This window comes from Sphingobium sp., from assembly GCF_033795625.1.
Taxonomy (GTDB): domain Bacteria; phylum Pseudomonadota; class Alphaproteobacteria; order Sphingomonadales; family Sphingomonadaceae; genus Sphingobium.
In genome coordinates, this window is the sequence record NZ_JARYGI010000001.1 from 114,857 (window position 1) to 133,873 (window position 19,017).

Below are 19,017 nucleotides of genomic sequence, written 5' to 3' on the forward strand. Positions count from 1 at the left end.
AATCGGCGGTCGAGCGACACAGCGGGCAGGGACGCAGCGTTTATGGCCGAGCAACCTTCTTCGATGTCGGGCCGGTCGCGGCGGCAGCTTCAGCGGCCTCGGCTTTCTCCAGCCGCTTGTCGAGCATGGCGTTGATCGCCTTCAGTGCTTCCTCGCGCTTCGCGTGATTGCGCGCCGCTTCTTCGCGCCATTCGATACCGACCATGTCGGCAACCTTTTGCATTTCCTTCTGCTTCTTGGCGAGCAGCATTTCACCCCTGGCAAGGTCCGCCTTCTGCTTGGCGATGATCACGGCATCGGGGCGATTGGCGTCCCAGCTCTGGACATACATGATCTTGTTCTGGCGTGGCCCCGTATTGGTCTTGCCGTCCAGGATGAAAACCCAGACGATGACCCAGGTGATCGCCATGGCAAGGCCGAGCAACGGCCATTTATGCGCGCGCTTTTCGGAAAAATAAGTCCAGAAATCGCCAAGTGCGCTGCGCGGGGAAACAGGTTTCGGGAAGATCGACATGGGCATCAATATAAGGGATCAGCCGCCGCTATGCAAAGCTCTCTCGCCTGCGGTTTGGGGATGAAGAGCAAATTCTCATAAGTGTGACCTTCGTCACGCTTGAGTCACGCCAATACGCTATCAAGGGCCTGCGACCCGAGGGGCATCATCTGATGGTGCCTCTTACTGACCCGGCAGGTCTTCGGAACTGCCGGGTCTTTTTGCGCGAGCCGCTTTTCCTCAGCTCAGCTTGAAGTGGACTGTCATCACCTTTTCGGATTCGATGGCAACGCCGTCACGCGTGGCTGCGCGGAAACGCCATTTGCGAAGGGCCTGCGTGCGGGCGGCTTCCCAGAAGGCGTCCAAGGTGGCGAACAGCTTTTCCACCGAAACGACATGGCCATCCGCACCGATGATGACGCGCACTGTAACCTTGCCCTCTTCCTGCGCGCGCTGCATCGACGGCGGATAATCCGGCTGAAAATCGCGCATATATCGCGGGTCGATGGAAACGGCGGTCAGGACCGGATCGCGGGCAGGCTCGATCACGCCGGGGTTGAACGGCTCGATGATGCCAGGGTCCAGGTTCGTCGGGAAATTGCTCCCCAGGATCGTTTCGCCGGATGTATCGAGATTTACATTGGGCTCCGGCACGTAGGGGCTGTCGATGGATTTCTGCAGCGGCTTGCTTTCTGCCTTCCGCTCCAGCGGGACTTGCGGCGGAGGGGGCGTCAACGGCACGTTCGTCCCGATGATGATGCTGGGCGTATAGCGCTCGATGACCTCCGCTGGGATCAGAAGATAGCCGCCCACCAAAAGGGCATGAACCGCAACGGTGCCGATGATCCCCGCGCGGGACGGCGCAGCATTGGCATAGCCGCTCGGAACGTGAGGGTCTGTTCGGGAAAAAAGCATTGTCGCATCCTCCATCCTGAGATGTCTCCGCCGGCCCGTGTTCGGACTCGGCGATGCAATGTTACAACGTTTCATTGATCTTGCAACGTCATTCTACCAGTGAGGTAGATTATGGCTTGGAGACCCTCAAAAAGCCGTTTGATCGACCACTTTATGTTCCGCTTAGCAGGGAGCTACTGCGCTACGCCCGTTCTCAGACGCCGCACCGCTTCCTCCTGGCCAATCAGCGAAAGCATTCCCGACATATCCGGGCCATGATCCATGCCCGTCAATGCGCGCCTCAAAGGAAGGAACAAGGCTTTGCCCTTCCGCCCGGTGCCCGCCTTCAGCGCATCGGTAAGGGTGCGCCAAAGATCCTCGCCTTCCGGCAGTTGCGCCAGGATATCTGCCGCCTGGACAAGGAAGGTGCGGTCATCCGCCTCCGGCTGAGGCGGTGCGAACGGCCCCGTGACGATGCGCCACCACTCGGCCGCCTGCTCCAGCGTCTCCAGATTGGGACGGATCGTCAACCAGCCGCTTTCGGTCATTCCGGCAGGCAGCCGCTCATGCACCGCCGCGAAATCCAGCATGTGCAACACCTTCTGGTTAAGCGTCGCCAACTCAGCTTCATCGAAACGCGCCGGCGCGCGGCCAAAACGTGCGAAGTCGAAGCTTGCGATCAGCGGCTCCGGATCGGTTACGGGCTCTACCGGATCGCTGGTCCCAAGCCGCGCCAACAGCGCAACGAGCGTGACTGGCTCGATGCCGGCATCACGGAACGCAGAAACGCCCAGCGATCCCAGCCGCTTCGACAGTTTGCCCTCTGCGCCGGTGAGCAATGCCTCATGCGCAAATTGGGGCGGCGACGCACCAAGCGCGAGGAACATCTGAAGCTGCGTCGCGGTATTCGACACATGATCCTCGCCCCGCACCACATGCGTAATGCCCATTTCGACGTCGTCGATCACGGACGGCAGCATATATAGCCACGAACCGTCTGCACGCCGGATTACCGGGTCGGACAGCAACCTGGGATCGAAATGCTGCTCGCCGCGGATGAGATCGGTCCAGGCGATCGGCGCATCGTGGTCGAGCTTGAAGCGCCAATGGGGCTTGCGGCCTTCGGCTTCCAGCGTCGCACGCTCCTCGGCGGTCAGCGCCAGCGCAGTACGCTCATATACCGGGGGCAGACCCCGCCCCAAAAGCACCTTGCGCCGCAGATCGAGTTCTTCCGCCGTTTCGTAGCAAGGATAGACACGGCCAGCAGAGCGCAGTTCCTCGAACCGCGCTTCGTAAAGCGGGAAGCGGTCCGACTGACGTACTTCATCATCGGGATGCAGACCCAGCCACGCCAGGTCCGCACGGATGGACAGGGCATATTCCTCCCGCGATCGCTCCGCGTCGGTGTCGTCGAGGCGCAACAGGAAGCGCCCTCCGGTCTTCTTCGCCCACATCCAGTTATGGAGCGCCGCGCGGATATTTCCGACATGCAGATGCCCGGTGGGCGAGGGTGCGAAGCGAGTGACGGTGCTCATAATGTCCGGAACGCGTTGGTGATGGGATAGCGGCGGTCGCGCCCGAAGTTGCGGGTTCCAAGCTTCACGCCCGGAGGCGCCTGCCGCCGCTTATATTCGGCAATATAGAGCAGCCGTTCGATCCGCGCCACTATGTCGCGGTCAAAACCCCTGGCCACCAGTTGCTCCACCGACAGTTCCTCTTCCACCAGTCCATAAAGGATCGGATCGAGCACTTCATAAGGCGGCAAGCTGTCGTCGTCGCGCTGGTTGTCCCGCAATTCGGCAGTAGGCGGCTTGGTGATGACCCGCTCAGGCATCACCGGACCTACAGGACCAAGCCCCAGCGAGGGCACATTCCCGTTCCGCCAGCGCGACAGATCGAATACCGTCGTCTTGTAAGCATCCTTCAGCACTGAATAGCCGCCCGCCATGTCGCCATAGATGGTCGCATAGCCCACCGACATTTCGCTCTTGTTGCCGGTCGTCAGCAGCATCGGGCCGAACTTGTTGCTGATCCCCATCAACGTCACGCCGCGGATGCGTGACTGGATATTCTCTTCCGCAAGATCGCGGCCCCGCCCCTCGAACAGGCCCGAGAGCATCGTGTCGAACGCCGCGACTGCAGGTTCGATGGCAATGCTGTCGAGCCGGACCCCCAGCAGCCGCGCGCATTCCGCTGCATCGTCAAGGCTGTCCTGACTGGTGAACCGCGACGGCATCATCACACACCACACGCGGTCCGCTCCCAGCGCATCCACGGCCACGGCGGCGGACAAGGCGCTGTCTATGCCGCCGGACAGCCCCAGAACCACGCCGGGAAAGCGATTGCGGTTCACATAATCGCGCAGTCCCAGCACCATCGCGTTGTAAGTATCTTCGGGATGCGGATCGAGGTCATGGATGTCACCCGGCGCGCAGGTCCATGCACCGTCGCGCTTTTTCCAATGCGTCAGGACCAGCGCCTCGTCCCAGTCCGGCAACTGATGCAGCACTTCCAAATCAGCGCTCATGACGAACGATGCGCCATCGAACACCAGTTCATCCTGACCGCCGACGCGATTGAGATACATGATCGGAAGGCCGGTCTCCTGCACCCTCGCGGCACAAACGACATGCAGGCGGCGGTCATCCTTGCCGATCTCATAGGGGCTACCATTGGGCGTGATAAGGATTTCCGCTCCCTGCGCCTTCAGATGCGCCGTCACGAAAGGGAACCACACATCCTCGCAGATCGGCAGGCCCAGCTTTACGCCCCGGAAGTCCACGGGCTCCGGCAACGGTCCCGGCGCAAAAAGGCGCTTCTCATCGAATGTGCCATAGTTCGGCAGCTCCCGCTTCTGGCGAACCGCGACGACCTCCCCGCCATCCAGCAACGCCACCACGTTGAAAAGAACCCCATGGGCCGCAACGACCGTTCCCACCAGCATCGCTGGTCCGCCATCTGCGGTCGCCTTCGCCAGCCGCGCCAGTTCTTCACCGGCCCGCTCGACCAGCGCAGGCTTCAGCACGAGATCCTCGGGCGGATAGCCCACCAGTTGCAGCTCGGGATAGACGATCAGGTCGGCGCTGCTGGCTTTCTCCCGCCATTCCAGCATCGCATCGGCATTACCCGTCAGGTCTCCGACGGACTGCGTAATCTGGGCCAGAGCGATTGTGAGGGTCTTCGTCATGGCGCGCCCGTAGAGCATTTTGCCTGCCCGCGCAAAAGCGCCTTTCCACTCGGGCACCTCCCCGCTAAAGGGGCGCCGACCAAGCGCGTCATAGAAACGTCACGGGGGTTCTTTCTGCCATGAAATTGATGACGGGTAATTCCAACCTGCCGCTGGCGCGCGCCATTGCAGATTATGTCGAAATCCCGCTGACGAACGCCAGCGTCCGGCGCTTTGCCGACGAGGAAGTGTTCGTGGAAATCCATGAGAATGTCCGCGGCGAAGACGTCTTCGTCATCCAGTCGACCAGCTATCCGGCGAACGACAATCTGATGGAGTTGCTGATCTGCATCGATGCGCTGAAACGCGCGTCTGCAAAGCGGATCACTGCCGTTCTCCCCTATTTCGGCTATGCCCGCCAGGATCGCAAACCTGGCCCTCGCACCCCGATTTCCGCCAAGCTGGTCGCGAACCTGATCACTGTCGCAGGCGCCAACCGCGTCCTGTCGGTCGATCTCCACGCCGGGCAGATTCAGGGCTTCTTCGATATTCCGACGGACAACCTGTTCGGCGCGCCAGTGATGTCTGCGGATATTCAGGCGCGTTTCGGCGACAAGAACATCATGGTCGTATCACCCGATGTCGGCGGCGTGGTGCGCGCCCGCGCGCTCGCCAAGCGACTCGACAACGCGCCTCTGGCCATTGTCGACAAACGTCGCGAACGGGCAGGGGAATCGGAAGTGATGAACATCATCGGCGACGTGAAGGGGCGCTTTTGCGTGCTAGTCGATGATATCGTCGATTCAGGCGGCACCTTGTGCAACGCCGCTGCCGCGTTGCTGGAGGCAGGAGCCGAAGACGTTGTTGCTTATGTGACCCATGGCGTTCTTTCGGGCGGCGCAGTGGCACGCGTCGATGCTTCGAGCCTGAAGGAACTGGTTATCACTGACTCGATCATGGCTACCGAGGGTGTCCAGACATCGAGCCGCATTCGCCAACTGCCGATCGCACCCCTGCTGGGCGAAGCGATCAAGCGCATCGCCGATGAAAGCTCGGTTTCCAGCTTGTTCGATTGAACGGTCAGCGCCTTGGGGTCAGGCGTTGCACCGAACGACTTGGCGTCATGGCCGCATGAGGATCGACGGCAGCGCCAGCAGCATTGCCAGGCACGCCATAATACGCGGCTTGCGACCGATGCCGAATGGCGCTTCGGCCCAGAAGCTCGGACAGGCGAGGAATGCGGCCAGCAACAGGCCATCGGCGATCTGATCCGCGTGGGGAAATGGCGCATCCTGCCGCAGCGCCAACCCGCCGAGCAGCGCGCCTATGCTGATGATCCATCCAATGAGTGCCACGCCATGTCCCCTTCGCCGATTAGAACGGCAGCGGGGGCTGGAGCCTTAGCTCCCAATGATAGCAGCCTTCCTCAAGGTCACTATGTTGGAACTTGGCGAAACTATGGCCTCGGGAAGATGCGGGCAAGCGATAGGGAGCGCTTGCCAATCAAGCCCCGTCAGGCGAAGGAGCATCCATGACCACACGCGATGACCTCCTGCTCGCACAGCGGCTCGCCGACGCGGCCGGGGAAGCGATCCGGCCTTTCTTCCGGGCGCGCTACGATACGGAATTCAAGGCGGACAAGTCGCCCGTAACCGAAGCCGACCGTGCGGCGGAGGCGGCGATTCGCTCGATCCTGGAGAAGGAGCGCCCCGGCGACGGCATCATCGGCGAGGAATATGGAGCGACTCGTGAAGATGCCGAGCGCGTATGGATCTTGGACCCTATCGACGGGACGAAAAGCTTTATCGCCGGACGGCCCATTTTCGGTACGTTGATCGCCCTCACTCAAGGCGGGTGGCCGACGATCGGCATTATCGACCAGCCCATAGCCCGGGAAAGATGGGTGGGTATGGTGGGTCAGCCTACGACCTTCAACGGAAAGCCAGTGTCGACTCGCCGTTGCCGGGGGCTGGACGAAGCGATCCTTGCGACCACCGGGCCGCAATATTTTGCGGGCTGCACGGGCGAACATTTCTCGGTTCTGGCCGGGCAGTGCCGCGACACAGTATGGGGCGGCGATTGCTATAATTATGGGCTGATTGCCTCAGGGCACGTCGATATCGTCGTCGAATCCGGCCTGAAACTGCATGACATTGCCGCTTTGGTCCCAGTCGTCGAGGGCGCAGGCGGGCGCATGTGCGACTGGTCGGGAGAGCCCATCGACTCGGAAGGCGATGGCCGGGTAATTGCAGTGGGCGACCCTGCGCGTGTGGATGATGTGCTCGAAGCTTTGTCGCATGGACATGACAGCCACTGAGCACAAAGCCCTCGATCAGAAGATGCCGAGGAATTTCTTCTTCTGGTCACGACGTTCGTTGCGGTCGCTCTTGCCGCTTTCGGACTTCGCGGTGGTACCCTTGCCGACATCGTCGCGGCGTTCGCCCTTGGTGGTCCGCTGGGCCGAAGCCTGAGCGCCTGTCAGGACAGGCCCGCATGCAGCCGCCTTCGCGTCCCCCACATCTACGAACGCCAGCAGCCCCGCGAGCGGCGTACCCACGAGGGATAGGCCCAGCCCCGCGCCTGCCCTTCCAAGCAGTTCGGGGCTGATCGCTGCGATCGATGGCTTTGCGAAATATCCGCCTATGCCCACTGGCGACTGGCCGGCGAACAGGCTGAACTTCTTGCTGTCGGCGCGGAAAGCGAGGTCGAGGCTCTCGTTTCGGAAGCTGAAACCGCCACGCCCGACCATCACGTTCTTGCGCGTGTCGATCAGGATCGGATCGGCCGCCGCCACGCCGTTGCGGACGGAAAATGCTATTAGGCCGCAGTTGATCTGCACAGGGTCCTTCAGCTTGTCCTCGAACATCTTCTGGATAAACGTGCCGATGTCGAGTTCCGACAGCTGGATATTGCGCGCCCACATGGAACCCGCGGGCAGGATGACGGCTATGCGGCCATTGGCGCTGGCCAGCGACTCATGCACCGAATCGCCCAGTCCCGTAAGCAGAACACGCGCCTTGATAGTGCCAGTCGTCCCCGATTCCTCTACGCCCCATTTGCCAAGCAACTTGCCCATCGGCGTAGGCGACAGGCGAATATCGTAGGTCGTCTTCACGGGGGCGCCGCGCGCGTTCAGCACGATGTCCGACGAGACGAAGCCGCCAGCCATGTCGAAGGTCAGCGGCGAGAGGCTGAGCAAGCTTCGGTCGAGCTTCAAGGCGAGCGAAATGTTACGGATCGGCATATTGTCGCCCCGCACCCCCCCAACCTTGTAGTTTACCACCGCATCGAAGCGCCGGATCGCTTCGGCCCGAAGCGGCGCGTCGGGGAGCAGGCGAGGCCGTCCAGCAACTGTCTCCACTACAGCCTTCGCACCCTGCGCCTCCAGCTTGGCAGGGCTGTAACCGATGAACGGTCCGACATCGATCATGTGCAACGCTTTGGTCTCGACATCCGCCTTGATCAGCAAACGCCCGTCAGGAAGCGAGGCGGTCATCTTGCCCGCAAGGTCGCTGTCTCCGAAATAGCCTTTGAGCCGGGTGAAGCGCCATTCCTCCCCGACTTTCGTCAAATCGGAGGTGAAGCGATAACGGCGGGTATCCGGTAACGCGGCTCCCAGAAAGTCGAACAACAGGGAAAGATTGGGACCCGTCGCGACCAGCTTGAGGTCCGCCCCCTCTATCTCGAACGCTCCCCGAAGCGTACCCGCCACGTTGAGTCGCGTAGATCCTGCCTCTGCCGCGACCACCAGTTGATTGCGCCCGCCCGTGATCGTCTCATTCGGCGCGAGGATGCCGCCGCGAAGGGTGAAAGGCTTGTCGCGCATGGTGCCGTTGCCGGTAAAACGGATGTCATGCGCAAAGCGCGTATTCTGCGCGCGAACGGTGTCGAACGCCAGATCTGCCGACACGAATAGCTTTGGATCGCGGTAACGCAGTGTCGTACCAGCGATCAGGGCGCGTTGAACGACGGGCATTTCCAGCGGCTCGCCCTTCTTGTCGGGATCGCCCATCGTCCACGTGTTGGTTTTGCCGTCCTTGCTCCATTCCAGATCGGCCGCGCCTTTTTGCAGCAGCAGCGACCTGATCCGTCGCTTGTCTCCGAAGATCAGGCTGAGCGGCGAAATGCGCGCATCGATCCGATCGGCGCGAAACAGATAAGGCTGGCTCGCCCATTCGGGATTGGCGATGCTGAAGCCGTCGGCAAGGAACTTGATGCGCAACGGAGCGAAATAGAGCTGGAAGTCGCCGCCGACGCGGACGTCCCTTTCCAGCGACGAGGATATGATCTTCTGGAACGGCCCTTTCAGGAACCGCCCCTTGGTGATGAACAGGATCAGCCAGATCGCGAACAGGACGAACACGATCCACAGGATGATCCGGGCCGCCAAAGGCAGGCGGCGCCAGCGTTCCCGCGCTGAATGCGCATAGGAACCGACACCGCGCCGGGCGGAAGGCGTAACCGACGAAGATGAAATTGCAGGGTCAGCCATAGGCGGCGTAACGCATGGCCGCTTGAATCGCTCCACCGCTTGCCATTCCCGCCGTTCGCGCATATAGGCCCGCGTTCCCTCGGGCTCGGCTGAGTCTTGCGGGAATCGATAGGACGGGCCGGCCAGTAGGGCTGCCGCGTCAGTCCGTAATCGTCAAAACAGCTTCTGCTGCTAGATAAGGAGACGAAAATGCCCAAGCTCAAGACGAAGAGCGGTGTGAAGAAACGCTTCAAGTTCACCGCCACCGGCAAGGTGAAGCACGGCGTAGCCGGCAAGCGCCACCGTTTGATCTCGCATAACGCGAAGTATATCCGCCAGAACCGTGGCACTTCCGTGCTGTCCGAAGCCGACGTCGCGCACGTCCGCCTCTGGGCACCCTACGGCCTGAAGTAAGGAGTAGAGGACAATGGCACGCGTAAAACGGGGTGTTACCACCCGCGCAAAGCATAAGCGGATTCTGGAACAGGCGAAGGGCTATTATGGCCGTCGCAAGAATACGATCCGCATCGCCCGTCAGGCCGTCGAAAAGGCCGGGCAGTACGCCTACCGCGATCGCAAGGTCAAGAAGCGCAGCTTCCGCGCGCTCTGGATCCAGCGCATCAACGCGGCAGTCCGCATGGAGGGCCTGACGTATGGCCAGTTCATGCACGGGCTGAAGCTGGCTGGCGTCGATCTGGACCGGAAGGTCCTGGCCGACATCGCGATGCACGAAGGCGAAGCCTTTAGCGCCATCATCGCCCAGGCGAAGGCGGCGCTTCCCGCAGCGGCTTGAAGCCAGCAGCGAGAAACGAATGCAGGGTGCCGGGGCAGATGCTTCCGGCACCCTTTTTCTTTGCCCGCAATTAGGATAGCGGACGCGGCATGAGCGAAACAACAGCACTGAAATCCGGCCTGCTGGCCGACATCGCGGCGGCAGACACTTTGGCGGCGGTCGAGGAACTGCGCGTCGGCGCGCTAGGCAAGCAGGGCGTGATCACGGCGCTGCTCAAGACGCTCGGCGGCATGTCGCCGGAGGAGCGGCTGGAAAAGGGACCGGCGATCCAGGATCTGCGCGAGTCCGTGACCGCCGCGATCGCGGAGCGCAAGGCCGTGCTGGAGCAGGCGGCGCTGGACGCGCGGCTCGCGTCCGAGCGGCTCGACATGACCTTGCCCGCCGATATCGGGCCAGTCGGCAGCGTCCATCCGGTGAGCCAGGTCATGGATGAACTGGCGGAGATTTTCGCGGACCTCGGCTTTTCCGTGGCGACCGGCCCGGAGATCGAGGACGACTGGCACAACTTCACTGCGCTCAACATCCCCGAGACCCACCCGGCGCGGGCGATGCACGACACGTTCTACTTTCCGGACCATGAAGTGGACGGTAAAAAGCGGATGTTGCTGCGGACGCATACCTCCCCGGTGCAGATCCGCACGATGCTGGCCAACAAGCCACCGATCCGGATCATCGCGCCGGGCCGGGTCTATCGCTCGGACAGTGACGCGACGCATACGCCGATGTTCCACCAGATCGAGGGGCTGGTCATCGACCGGGGCATCACCCTCGGTCATCTGAAGTGGACGCTCGAGACGTTCCTCAAGGCTTTCTTCGAGCGTGACGACATCGTCCTGCGCCTGCGCCCGAGCTATTTCCCGTTCACGGAACCCTCGGTCGAAGTCGATGTCGGCTACACGATGGTCAATGGCCAGCGCGTCATAGGCGGCAGCGATGGTTGGCTGGAAGTGCTCGGCAGTGGTATGGTTCACCGTAAGGTTATCGAAGCGTGCGGGCTCGATCCGGACGAGTGGCAGGGCTTTGCCTTCGGTACGGGCGTCGACCGGCTTGCCATGTTGAAATACGGAATGAACGATTTGCGCGCCTTCTTTGATGGCGACCTGCGCTGGCTGCGGCATTATGGCTTCTCGGCGCTGGACGTCCCCACGCTTAGCGGAGGAGTGGGCGCATGAAGTTCACGCTGAGCTGGCTCAAGGACCATCTGGACACCGATGCGGACCTGACCACGATCCTTGAAGCGCTGACCAATGTCGGCCTGGAAGTCGAAGGAGTTGGGAACCCGGCCGACAAGCTGGCCGCGTTCCGCATCGCCAGGGTGCTGAGCGCCGCGCCGCATCCGCAGGCGGACAAGCTGCAGGTGCTTTCCGTAGATGCCGGTGATGGCCCACTGCAGGTGGTGTGCGGTGCGCCCAATGCGCGCGCGGGCCTGGTCGGCGTGTTCGGATCGCCGGGCGCGACGGTGCCCGCCAATGGCATGGTGCTGAAGGTCGCTGCCATCCGTGGCGTCGAGTCCAATGGCATGATGTGCAGCTTCCGTGAGCTGGAGCTGGGCGAGGATCATGACGGGATCATCGAACTGGCCGAGGATGCGCCGGTCGGGCAGGTCTATGCGCAGTGGGCGAAGCTGGACGATCCGGTGATCGACGTATCCATCACGCCGAACCGGCAGGACTGCATGGGCGTGCGCGGCATCGCCCGCGATCTCGCGGCGGCGGGCATTGGTACATTGAAGCCGCTTGGCATTCCGGTGATCGAAGGCGAAGGCCCCGGTCCTGACGTGCGGACGGAAGATATGGCGGGTTGCCCCGCCTTTTTCGCCCGATCGGTGAAGGGCGTGTCGAACGGCCCCGCTCCCGAATGGCTGCAAAAGAGGCTGAAGGCGATCGGGCAGAAGCCGATTTCCGCGCTGGTCGACATCACAAACTATGTGTCGGTCGATCTGGGCCGCCCGCTGCACGTCTACGACATGGCGACGCTGCAAGGCGGCCTGGTCGCTCGCAAAGCCAAGGACGGCGAGCAGGTGCTGGCCCTCAACGGCAAGACCTACACGCTCGACGCCCGGATGACGGTGATCGCCGATGATGCCATGGTGCACGACATCGGCGGCGTCATGGGCGGCGAGCATTCCGGCGCGCAGGACAGCACGACCGACGTGCTGATAGAATGCGCCTATTTCACGCCCGAAGCCATCGCCTTGACCGGGCAGGCGCTGGGACTGACCAGCGACGCCCGCACGCGTTTCGAGCGCGGCGTCGATCCGGCGTTTCTGGATGACGGCCTGTCGATCGCTACGCAGATGGTGCTGGACCTGTGCGGCGGCGGCGCCAGCGAAGCGACCCGAGCGGGACAGCCGCCAGTTGCCGTTCGCAAGGTTGGCTATTCTCCCACCCAAGCCTTGGCTTTGGCCGGCGTAGACGTTGCCGAAGAAGAACAGGCGCGTATTCTGGAGAGCCTTGGCTTCGGCGTGACGCGCGGACATCCGTGGAACATCACGGTGCCGTCCTGGCGACGCGACATCGACGGTGCCGCGGATATCGTCGAGGAAGTCGTGCGCATTCATGGCCTCGACAACGTGCCGTCCACGCCCCTGCCGCGCGCGCCCGGCGTTGCAAAGCCCACCGCCACGCCCGAGCAACTGATCGAACGGCGCGTGCGGCGCACGGCTGCCGCGCGCGGGCTTTTCGAAGCGATCAACTGGTCGTTCATCTCGGAAAAGGAAGCCGCGTCGGTCGGCGGTGGCGACTGGACGCTGGCCAATCCCATATCCGAGGACATGAAGGTCATGCGGCCTTCGTTGCTGCCCGGTCTGTTGTCCGCAACCCGGCGGAACATGGACCGCGGGGCGGCATCGGTGCGGTTGTTCGAAGTTGGGCGGCGCTACTTTTCGGGCCAGGACGGCGCCAGTCTGGAGCGGGCCACGGTCGGCTTCGTGCTGGCTGGCGAGAAGACTGCACGCGGGTGGCAGAGTGGCAAGGCGTTGGCCGTTGCGGCACATGATGCCAAGGCCGAGGTGCTGGCCCTTCTTGCGGCTGCCGGGGCGCCGGTCGCCAACCTCCAGAATTTCGGCGAGGCGAGCGGCGCTTATCATCCGGGGCAGTCGGGTACGTTGCGACTGGGTCCAAAGACAGTGCTGGCGGAATATGGCGTGCTGCATCCCAGCCTCGCCAAGCAGTTTGGTGTTTCTGGCAGCATCGTCGCCGCGGAAATCTTCCTCGATGCCATCCCGGTCAAGCGCAAGAGCGGCTTCATGCGCCCACCGTTCACGCCGCCCGCGTTGCAGGCTGTGAAGCGCGACTTCGCGTTCGTGGTGCCAGAGGCGCTGGAGGCAGATGCGCTGGTGCGGGCGGTGAAGGGTGCGGACAAGAAGAGCATCGTCGATGCGCGGCTGTTCGATGTCTTCGTCGGACCGGGGGTAGATGAGGGGGCCAAGTCCCTGGCAATCGAAGTGACATTGCAGCCCGGCGAGAAGAGCTTCACCGAGGAAGAACTGACGGCGATCAGCGCGGCCGTGGTGAAGGCGGCAGAGAAGCTGGGTGGGGTTCTTCGTGGGTAAGCCGGTTGCCCTCACATCGGGGGAACTGTCTGCCACGATCGATCCGCTCGGGGCGGAGCTCTGGTCGCTGAAGGATGCGGACGGGCGCGAGTTGATGACCGATGCGGACCCGGCGTATTGGACCGGCCATGCGCCGCTGCTGTTCCCGTTCGTCGGACGGCTGCGCGAGGATCGCTATCGCGTGAATGGCAAGGAGTATACGCTGCCGCAACACGGCTTCGCACGGAAGCGGGAGTTTGCGCTGGTGGAGAGCGACGGCGCGTCTGCTCTGTTCCGGCTGGAAGCGGACGCGGCCACGCGGGAAAACTACCCGTTCGATTTCCGGTTGGAGATGGCGTTCGCGCTGACTGGCGCGACACTGGCTATGACGGCGACGGTCAGCAATAGCGGCGAAACAGATATGCCGTTCAGCTTCGGCTATCATCCCGGTTTCGCCTGGCCATTGCCTTATGGCGCTGCGGTCGAGGAGCACCGCGTCATCTTCGAGAAGCCCGAACCCGCGCCGATCCGCAAGGTGGGAAGCGAGCCCGGCCTGATTGCGCTGGAAACGGTGGCCTCGCCGGTCGAAGGCAATGTGCTGACGCCGACATATGAGATGTTCGCAGGCGACGCCCTGATCTGGGACCGGCTGGAGAGCCGGAGCCTGACCTGGCGCGCGCCGGGCAAGCCGCATCTAAAGATAGATTTTCCCGACATGCCCTGGCTGGGCCTTTGGCAAAAGCCCGGCGCGCATTATCTGTGTGTCGAGCCCTGGGCGGGAATGGCCGATCCGGTCGGTTTCGCTGGCGACGTCTGGGACAAGCCCGGCGTGATCCGGCTTGCGCCAGGAGATGCGCGCTCCTTTCGGATGAATGTGACGCTGGTCGAGAATTAGCCATTCCCCGTCCCCTGCTCAGGCAGGGCTCCGCCTGAACTTGTACCCCCACGTAAAGCGGGAGTCCTGCCTGCGCAGGAATGACGAAGAGAAAACATCATGACGATCCCCTCACGCCGCACGTTCGCGATCATTTCCCACCCTGACGCGGGCAAGACCACGCTGACCGAAAAGTTGCTGCTGGAGGGCGGCGCGATTCATCTGGCCGGCGAAGTGAAGGCACGCGGAGCCAATCGGCGCGCCCGGTCGGACTGGATGAAGATCGAGCAGCAGCGCGGCATCTCCGTGACCTCCTCGGTCATGACGTTCGAGCGGACGCGGGACGGGGAGACGATCACCTTCAACCTGCTCGATACGCCGGGGCACGAAGATTTCTCCGAGGACACCTATCGCACGCTGACGGCGGTAGATTCCGCCGTGATGGTGATCGATGCTGCCAAGGGTATCGAGCCGCAGACGCGCAAGCTCTTCGAAGTCTGCCGGATGCGCAACGTGCCGATTATTACCTTCGTCAACAAGGTTGACCGCGAAGGCCGCGACACGTTCGAGATCATCGACGAAGTGGCGGATGCGCTGGCGCTGGACGTGGTGCCGATGAGTTGGCCGGTCGGCATGGGCGGCGAGTTCGAGGGGGTGTACGACTTCGCCACGAACCGGCTGATGCAGCCGACCGGGCCAAGCAAGGAATTCGAAGGCGACCGGCATCAATTTACCGGCCTTGATGATCCGAAGCTTGCGGATTTCCTGTCGCCGCGCGCATTGGCACGTCTTCGCGAAGAGGCGGAACTGGCGCAGGGCGGCTATAGTGCGTTCGATCTTGGCGCGTATCGGCATGGCGACCTGACGCCCGTCTATTTCGGATCGGCGCTGAAGAAATTCGGCGTGACCGAGTTGATCGATGCGCTCGCCGCCCATGCGCCGCCGCCGCGCCCGCAGCCCGCCGAGCCTGCTCCGGTCGAGCCGGAGCGCCCGGACGTGACCGGCTTCATCTTCAAGGTGCAAGCGAACATGGACCCGCAGCATCGCGACCGCATCGCCTTCATGCGGCTCTGTTCGGGCAAGTTCCGGCGCGGCATGAAGCTCACCCCCTCCGGTAGCGGCAAGCCGATGGCGGTACATTCGCCCATCCTGTTCTTTGCGCAGGACCGGGAACTGGCGGACGAAGCCTATCCCGGCGACATCATCGGTATCCCCAATCACGGCACATTGCGCGTCGGCGATACGCTGAGCGAGCGGGCGGATGTGCGGTTCACCGGCCTGCCCAATTTCGCGCCGGAGATCCTGCGGCGTGTCGCCTTGAAGGACCCGACCAAGACCAAGCAGCTTCGCAAGGCGCTGGACGACTTGTCCGAAGAAGGCGTGATCCAGGTGTTCTACCCCGAGTTCGGCAGCCAGTGGATCGTCGGCGTGGTCGGTCAGTTGCAGCTGGAAGTGCTGATCTCCCGGCTGGAGGCTGAGTATAAAGTGGAAGCCGTGCTGGAGCCTTCACCCTTCGATACCGCCCGCTGGATTTCAGGGAAGGAGACGGCCGTGAAGAGTTTCGTCGAATTCAATCGCGCGAACCTTGCCACGGACCGCGACGGCAACAATGTCTTCATGGCGAAAAGCGCCTGGGATGTCGGCTACCAGCAGGAGCGGCACCCGGAGGTGACGTTCAGCGCTACGCGCGAGCGCTGAACTTACCCCGCGATCAACTGCACGAAGCCGCTCGATACCCAACCGCTTTGGCATGGTCCATCATAGGGCTGCTTGCGATCCACCGGGGACGAGACACCGCAGTCCACGGGTGCTGGTGTAGCGGCATTTGCTGCGTTCCCGGAAGGCGGAGCAGGCGGAGGAACCACGACGCCCAGCCAACGCTGATCAAGGCTGCGGGCACAGACATGCACGCGCGCACCGTTCCCGAGTTGCGCTATCGCCTTCGCATCCTGGAAGGGCGCGGCGCGCATGGCCAGCGTGCGACCATTCGCCATTCCGCGCACGACGCCCAGAGCGCCGCATGCGTCCAGGCGCGGCCCGTCCTCGCCGATTGTGACGCGGCGAGCCAACGTAGCCTCTATCCGGGTGTCCGTCATCGTGTCTCGCGGAGCCCCTGCAATGGAGCTGTTGGGGAGTTCCTCCATCACGTCACGGCTGTCGGAACAGGCGCTCAGGAGCATTATGGCTGTCATTAGGGAAAATGCTGGTTTCATGAGCCATAACTAGAGCATCGAAGCCGCAACGACACCTGTTTTTCCTTTAGTTTTGCAGCACTCCACCCTATATGATGGACCATGAACGAAGACAGCCAAGCTACCCCTAACGCCAATACCTATGGCGCCGACAGCATCAAGGTTTTGAAGGGGCTGGACGCCGTCCGCAAGCGGCCCGGAATGTATATCGGCGATACCGATGACGGCTCCGGCCTGCACCATATGGTGTTCGAAGTTTCCGACAACGCGATCGACGAGGCCCTTGCCGGACATTGCGACCGGATCGACATCACGCTGAACCCGGACGGCTCGGTAAGCGTGCAGGATAATGGCCGCGGCATCCCGACCGGCATCCACAGCGAAGAGGGCGTATCGGCCGCTGAAGTCATCATGACTCAGCTGCACGCGGGCGGCAAGTTCGAGAATACTTCGGACGACAATGCCTACAAGGTGTCCGGCGGCCTGCATGGGGTGGGCGTTTCGGTGGTGAATGCCTTGTCCGACTGGCTGGAGCTGAACATCTGGCGCGACGGGCAGGAGCACTGGATGCGCTTCCGCAACGGCGATGCCGAAGCGCCGCTGAAGGTGCTGGGCGATGCGCCGGAGGGGAAGAAGGGCACGAAAGTCACCTTCATGTTCTCGACCGACACGTTCAAGAACGTCACCGATTATGATTTCGACAAGCTGGAGCATCGTTATCGGGAATTGGCATTCCTGAATTCCGGCGTGCGGCTGTTCCTGACCGATGCGCGGCACGAGGAAAGCAAAACGGTCGAGCTATACTATGAAGGCGGCATTGCGGCGTTCGTCAAATATCTCGACCGCAACAAGTCGGCGCTGATGCCCGATCCCATCGCGATTTCCGGCACGCGCGACGATGTGACCATCGACGTCGCGCTGGAGTGGAATGACAGCTATTATGAAAACGTGCTGTGCTTCACCAACAACATCCCACAGCGGGATGGCGGCACGCATCTGGCGGCATTCCGCGCGGCATTGACGCGCACCCTCAATGGCTATGCCGAAAAGTCCGGCATGATGAAGAAGGAGAAGGTCTCGCTGACGGGCGATGACATGCGCGAGGGCCTGACGGCGATCGTGTCTGTGAAGCTGCCCGATCCGAAATTCTCTTCGCAGACCAAAGACAAGCTGGTTTCCTCCGAAGTGCGCCAGCCGCTCGAAAGCCTGATGGCGGACAAGATGGCGGAATGGCTGGAGGAAAACCCCCAGAACGCCAAGATGATCATCCAGAAGGTGATTGACGCCGCCGCCGCGCGCGAAGCGGCGAAGAAGGCGCGCGAACTGACGCGGCGCAAGGGCGTCATGGACATCGCCAGCCTGCCCGGAAAGCTCGCCGATTGCCAGGAGCGTGATCCGGCGAAATCGGAACTGTTCCTGGTCGAAGGCGACTCCGCAGGCGGTTCGGCCAAGCAGGGGCGCGACCGCCATTATCAGGCGATCCTGCCATTGAAGGGCAAGATCCTGAATGTGGAGCGCGCGCGGCTCGACCGGATGCTCTCGTCCAAGGAAGTCGGCACGCTGATCCAGGCGATGGGCACCGGCATCCGCGATGATTTCAACATCGAGAAACTGCGCTATCACAAGATCGTCATCATGACCGACGCCGACGTGGACGGCGCGCATATCCGTACGCTGCTGCTGACCTTCTTCTATCGCCAGATGCCGCAGATCATCGAGAACGGCCACCTTTTCATCGCCCAGCCGCCCCTGTACAAGGCGGCGCGCGGACGCAGCGAAGTGTATCTGAAGGATGAGGCTGCGCTCGATCAGTATCTGGTGGACAACGGCGTGGAAACGATGGCGCTGGAAACCAATGAGGGGCGCATTTTCGGTGACGAATTGCGTGCGCTGATCGATCACAGCCGTCGGATGCGCACGCTGATGCGCTACATGCCGCGCCGCTACGATCCCCGCATCATCGAGGCGCTGGCGCTGGCCGGTGCGCTCGACCCCGACATCGATACGCCGCGGCGGCAGGCAGCCTTGACCGAAGCGGTGCGCTGGCTGGACCTTGCAGATACCGAGGGCAAATGGACCGGCATCGTCAGTGAGGAGGGCGGCTATCACTTCCAGCGTTTCTGGCGGGGCGTGACCGATCATCACATCATCGAAGCGGCATTCCTGGGGTCGGCGGAGGCACGCAAGCTGCACGCATTGGCGACGGAGCAGGCCGGGGCCTATCTCACCGCCAGCCGACTTGTGTCAGCCAAGACTGCGGTTGCACAGGAAGACACGGCAGAGGGCGAAGAAACGCCCGCCGCATCGGCAAAAGGCATGGCTGTGTCGCGACCGAGCGATTTGCTGAACGCCATACTCGCGGCAGGCCGCAAGGGGTTGTCTATCCAGCGCTACAAAGGCCTGGGCGAGATGAACGCCGAGCAACTATGGGAAACGACGCTCGATCCAAACGCGCGCTCGCTGCTGCGCGTCGAAGTCGACCAGGCGGATGTGGCCGACGAGATCTTCACGCGCCTAATGGGCGACATTGTGGAGCCTCGCCGCGAGTTCATTCAGGATAATGCACTGAACGTCGCCAATCTGGACGTCTAGATCGGCGGCA

General features: G+C 62.4%; 16 protein-coding genes. 9 read left to right on the plus strand and 7 right to left on the minus strand.

Annotated elements, in window-relative coordinates:
• Positions 1–40: 40 nt before the first annotated feature.
• The 4 genes from QHC67_RS00605 to QHC67_RS00620 all read right to left on the minus strand — a co-directional run bounded on the left by QHC67_RS00605 (position 41) and on the right by QHC67_RS00620 (position 4,574).
• Complete coding sequence (locus QHC67_RS00605) at positions 41–520, minus strand: hypothetical protein (RefSeq protein ID WP_413818461.1); 480 nt, start codon at positions 518–520, stop codon at positions 41–43.
• A 213-nt stretch (positions 521–733) separates the two neighbouring features.
• Complete coding sequence (locus QHC67_RS00610) at positions 734–1,408, minus strand: energy transducer TonB (RefSeq protein WP_319289835.1); 675 nt, start codon at positions 1,406–1,408, stop codon at positions 734–736.
• A 173-nt stretch (positions 1,409–1,581) separates the two neighbouring features.
• Complete coding sequence (gltX, locus tag QHC67_RS00615; RefSeq protein ID WP_319289837.1) at positions 1,582–2,922, minus strand: glutamate--tRNA ligase; 1,341 nt, start codon at positions 2,920–2,922, stop codon at positions 1,582–1,584.
• Positions 2,919–4,574 (minus strand): NAD+ synthase, encoded by a 1,656-nt coding sequence (locus QHC67_RS00620; protein ID WP_319289839.1) that lies wholly within the window; start codon positions 4,572–4,574, stop codon positions 2,919–2,921. The genes gltX and QHC67_RS00620 overlap by 4 nt, the downstream gene beginning before the upstream one ends.
• A gap of 119 nt (positions 4,575–4,693) precedes the next feature.
• On the opposite strand from QHC67_RS00620, the gene QHC67_RS00625 reads away from it, so the two are divergent.
• Positions 4,694–5,629, plus strand: coding sequence for a ribose-phosphate pyrophosphokinase (locus QHC67_RS00625; protein WP_319289841.1), 936 nt, complete (start codon positions 4,694–4,696; stop codon positions 5,627–5,629).
• A 45-nt stretch (positions 5,630–5,674) separates the two neighbouring features.
• Here the strand turns inward: QHC67_RS00625 and QHC67_RS00630 are convergent, their stop codons facing one another.
• Complete coding sequence (locus tag QHC67_RS00630) at positions 5,675–5,908, minus strand: hypothetical protein (protein ID WP_319289843.1); 234 nt, start codon at positions 5,906–5,908, stop codon at positions 5,675–5,677.
• A gap of 176 nt (positions 5,909–6,084) precedes the next feature.
• Here QHC67_RS00630 and hisN point away from each other — a divergent pair, with 176 nt between their 5' ends.
• On the plus strand, positions 6,085–6,870 hold the full coding sequence (hisN, locus tag QHC67_RS00635; protein WP_319289845.1) for a histidinol-phosphatase: 786 nt from the start codon (positions 6,085–6,087) through the stop codon (positions 6,868–6,870).
• Between the two features lie 15 nt (positions 6,871–6,885).
• On the opposite strand, the gene QHC67_RS00640 is transcribed toward hisN, so the two are convergent.
• Positions 6,886–9,045, minus strand: coding sequence for an AsmA family protein (locus tag QHC67_RS00640; RefSeq protein ID WP_319289847.1), 2,160 nt, complete (start codon positions 9,043–9,045; stop codon positions 6,886–6,888).
• A 189-nt stretch (positions 9,046–9,234) separates the two neighbouring features.
• Between QHC67_RS00640 and rpmI the strand changes: the two genes are divergently transcribed.
• The 6 genes from rpmI (at position 9,235) to QHC67_RS00670 (ending at position 15,921) form a co-directional block, all read left to right on the plus strand.
• Complete coding sequence (rpmI, locus tag QHC67_RS00645) at positions 9,235–9,438, plus strand: 50S ribosomal protein L35 (protein ID WP_104951759.1); 204 nt, start codon at positions 9,235–9,237, stop codon at positions 9,436–9,438.
• Between the two features lie 13 nt (positions 9,439–9,451).
• The gene (gene rplT, locus QHC67_RS00650; protein WP_127689314.1) at positions 9,452–9,817 is read left to right on the plus strand and encodes a 50S ribosomal protein L20; all 366 of its coding nucleotides are present in this window, start codon (positions 9,452–9,454) and stop codon (positions 9,815–9,817) included.
• 89 nt (positions 9,818–9,906) lie between these two features.
• Positions 9,907–10,989 (plus strand): phenylalanine--tRNA ligase subunit alpha, encoded by a 1,083-nt coding sequence (pheS, locus tag QHC67_RS00655; RefSeq protein ID WP_319289854.1) that lies wholly within the window; start codon positions 9,907–9,909, stop codon positions 10,987–10,989.
• On the plus strand, positions 10,986–13,370 hold the full coding sequence (pheT, locus tag QHC67_RS00660) for a phenylalanine--tRNA ligase subunit beta (protein ID WP_319289856.1): 2,385 nt from the start codon (positions 10,986–10,988) through the stop codon (positions 13,368–13,370). Before pheS ends, pheT begins: the two co-directional genes overlap by 4 nt.
• Entirely contained in the window at positions 13,363–14,244 is an 882-nt protein-coding gene (locus QHC67_RS00665) for an aldose 1-epimerase family protein (RefSeq protein ID WP_319289858.1), read from the plus strand. Before pheT ends, QHC67_RS00665 begins: the two co-directional genes overlap by 8 nt.
• Before the next feature lie 99 nt (positions 14,245–14,343).
• The gene (locus QHC67_RS00670) at positions 14,344–15,921 is read left to right on the plus strand and encodes a peptide chain release factor 3 (protein ID WP_319289860.1); all 1,578 of its coding nucleotides are present in this window, start codon (positions 14,344–14,346) and stop codon (positions 15,919–15,921) included.
• Positions 15,922–15,923: 2 nt separating this feature from the next.
• Here QHC67_RS00670 and QHC67_RS00675 read toward each other — a convergent pair whose 3' ends face one another.
• A complete protein-coding gene (locus tag QHC67_RS00675; protein WP_319289862.1) occupies positions 15,924–16,415 on the minus strand; it encodes a hypothetical protein in 492 nt (163 codons plus the stop codon).
• Between the two features lie 102 nt (positions 16,416–16,517).
• Here QHC67_RS00675 and gyrB point away from each other — a divergent pair, with 102 nt between their 5' ends.
• Positions 16,518–19,007: a DNA topoisomerase (ATP-hydrolyzing) subunit B gene (gyrB, locus tag QHC67_RS00680; RefSeq protein WP_319289864.1), complete on the plus strand. Its 2,490-nt coding sequence runs from the start codon at positions 16,518–16,520 to the stop codon at positions 19,005–19,007.
• Positions 19,008–19,017: the final 10 nt, after the last annotated feature.

Coding starts and splice junctions, on each gene's coding strand:
- QHC67_RS00605 (WP_413818461.1), bottom strand. CDS start 520: ATGCCCATGTCGATCTTCCCGAAACCTGTTTCCCCGCGCAGCGCACTT.
- QHC67_RS00610 (WP_319289835.1), bottom strand. CDS start 1,408: ATGCTTTTTTCCCGAACAGACCCTCACGTTCCGAGCGGCTATGCCAAT.
- gltX (WP_319289837.1), bottom strand. CDS start 2,922: ATGAGCACCGTCACTCGCTTCGCACCCTCGCCCACCGGGCATCTGCAT.
- QHC67_RS00620 (WP_319289839.1), bottom strand. CDS start 4,574: ATGACGAAGACCCTCACAATCGCTCTGGCCCAGATTACGCAGTCCGTC.
- QHC67_RS00625 (WP_319289841.1), top strand. CDS start 4,694: ATGAAATTGATGACGGGTAATTCCAACCTGCCGCTGGCGCGCGCCATT.
- hisN (WP_319289845.1), top strand. CDS start 6,085: ATGACCACACGCGATGACCTCCTGCTCGCACAGCGGCTCGCCGACGCG.
- QHC67_RS00640 (WP_319289847.1), bottom strand. CDS start 9,045: ATGGCTGACCCTGCAATTTCATCTTCGTCGGTTACGCCTTCCGCCCGG.
- rpmI (WP_104951759.1), top strand. CDS start 9,235: ATGCCCAAGCTCAAGACGAAGAGCGGTGTGAAGAAACGCTTCAAGTTC.
- rplT (WP_127689314.1), top strand. CDS start 9,452: ATGGCACGCGTAAAACGGGGTGTTACCACCCGCGCAAAGCATAAGCGG.
- pheS (WP_319289854.1), top strand. CDS start 9,907: ATGAGCGAAACAACAGCACTGAAATCCGGCCTGCTGGCCGACATCGCG.
- pheT (WP_319289856.1), top strand. CDS start 10,986: ATGAAGTTCACGCTGAGCTGGCTCAAGGACCATCTGGACACCGATGCG.
- QHC67_RS00670 (WP_319289860.1), top strand. CDS start 14,344: ATGACGATCCCCTCACGCCGCACGTTCGCGATCATTTCCCACCCTGAC.
- QHC67_RS00675 (WP_319289862.1), bottom strand. CDS start 16,415: ATGACAGCCATAATGCTCCTGAGCGCCTGTTCCGACAGCCGTGACGTG.
- gyrB (WP_319289864.1), top strand. CDS start 16,518: ATGAACGAAGACAGCCAAGCTACCCCTAACGCCAATACCTATGGCGCC.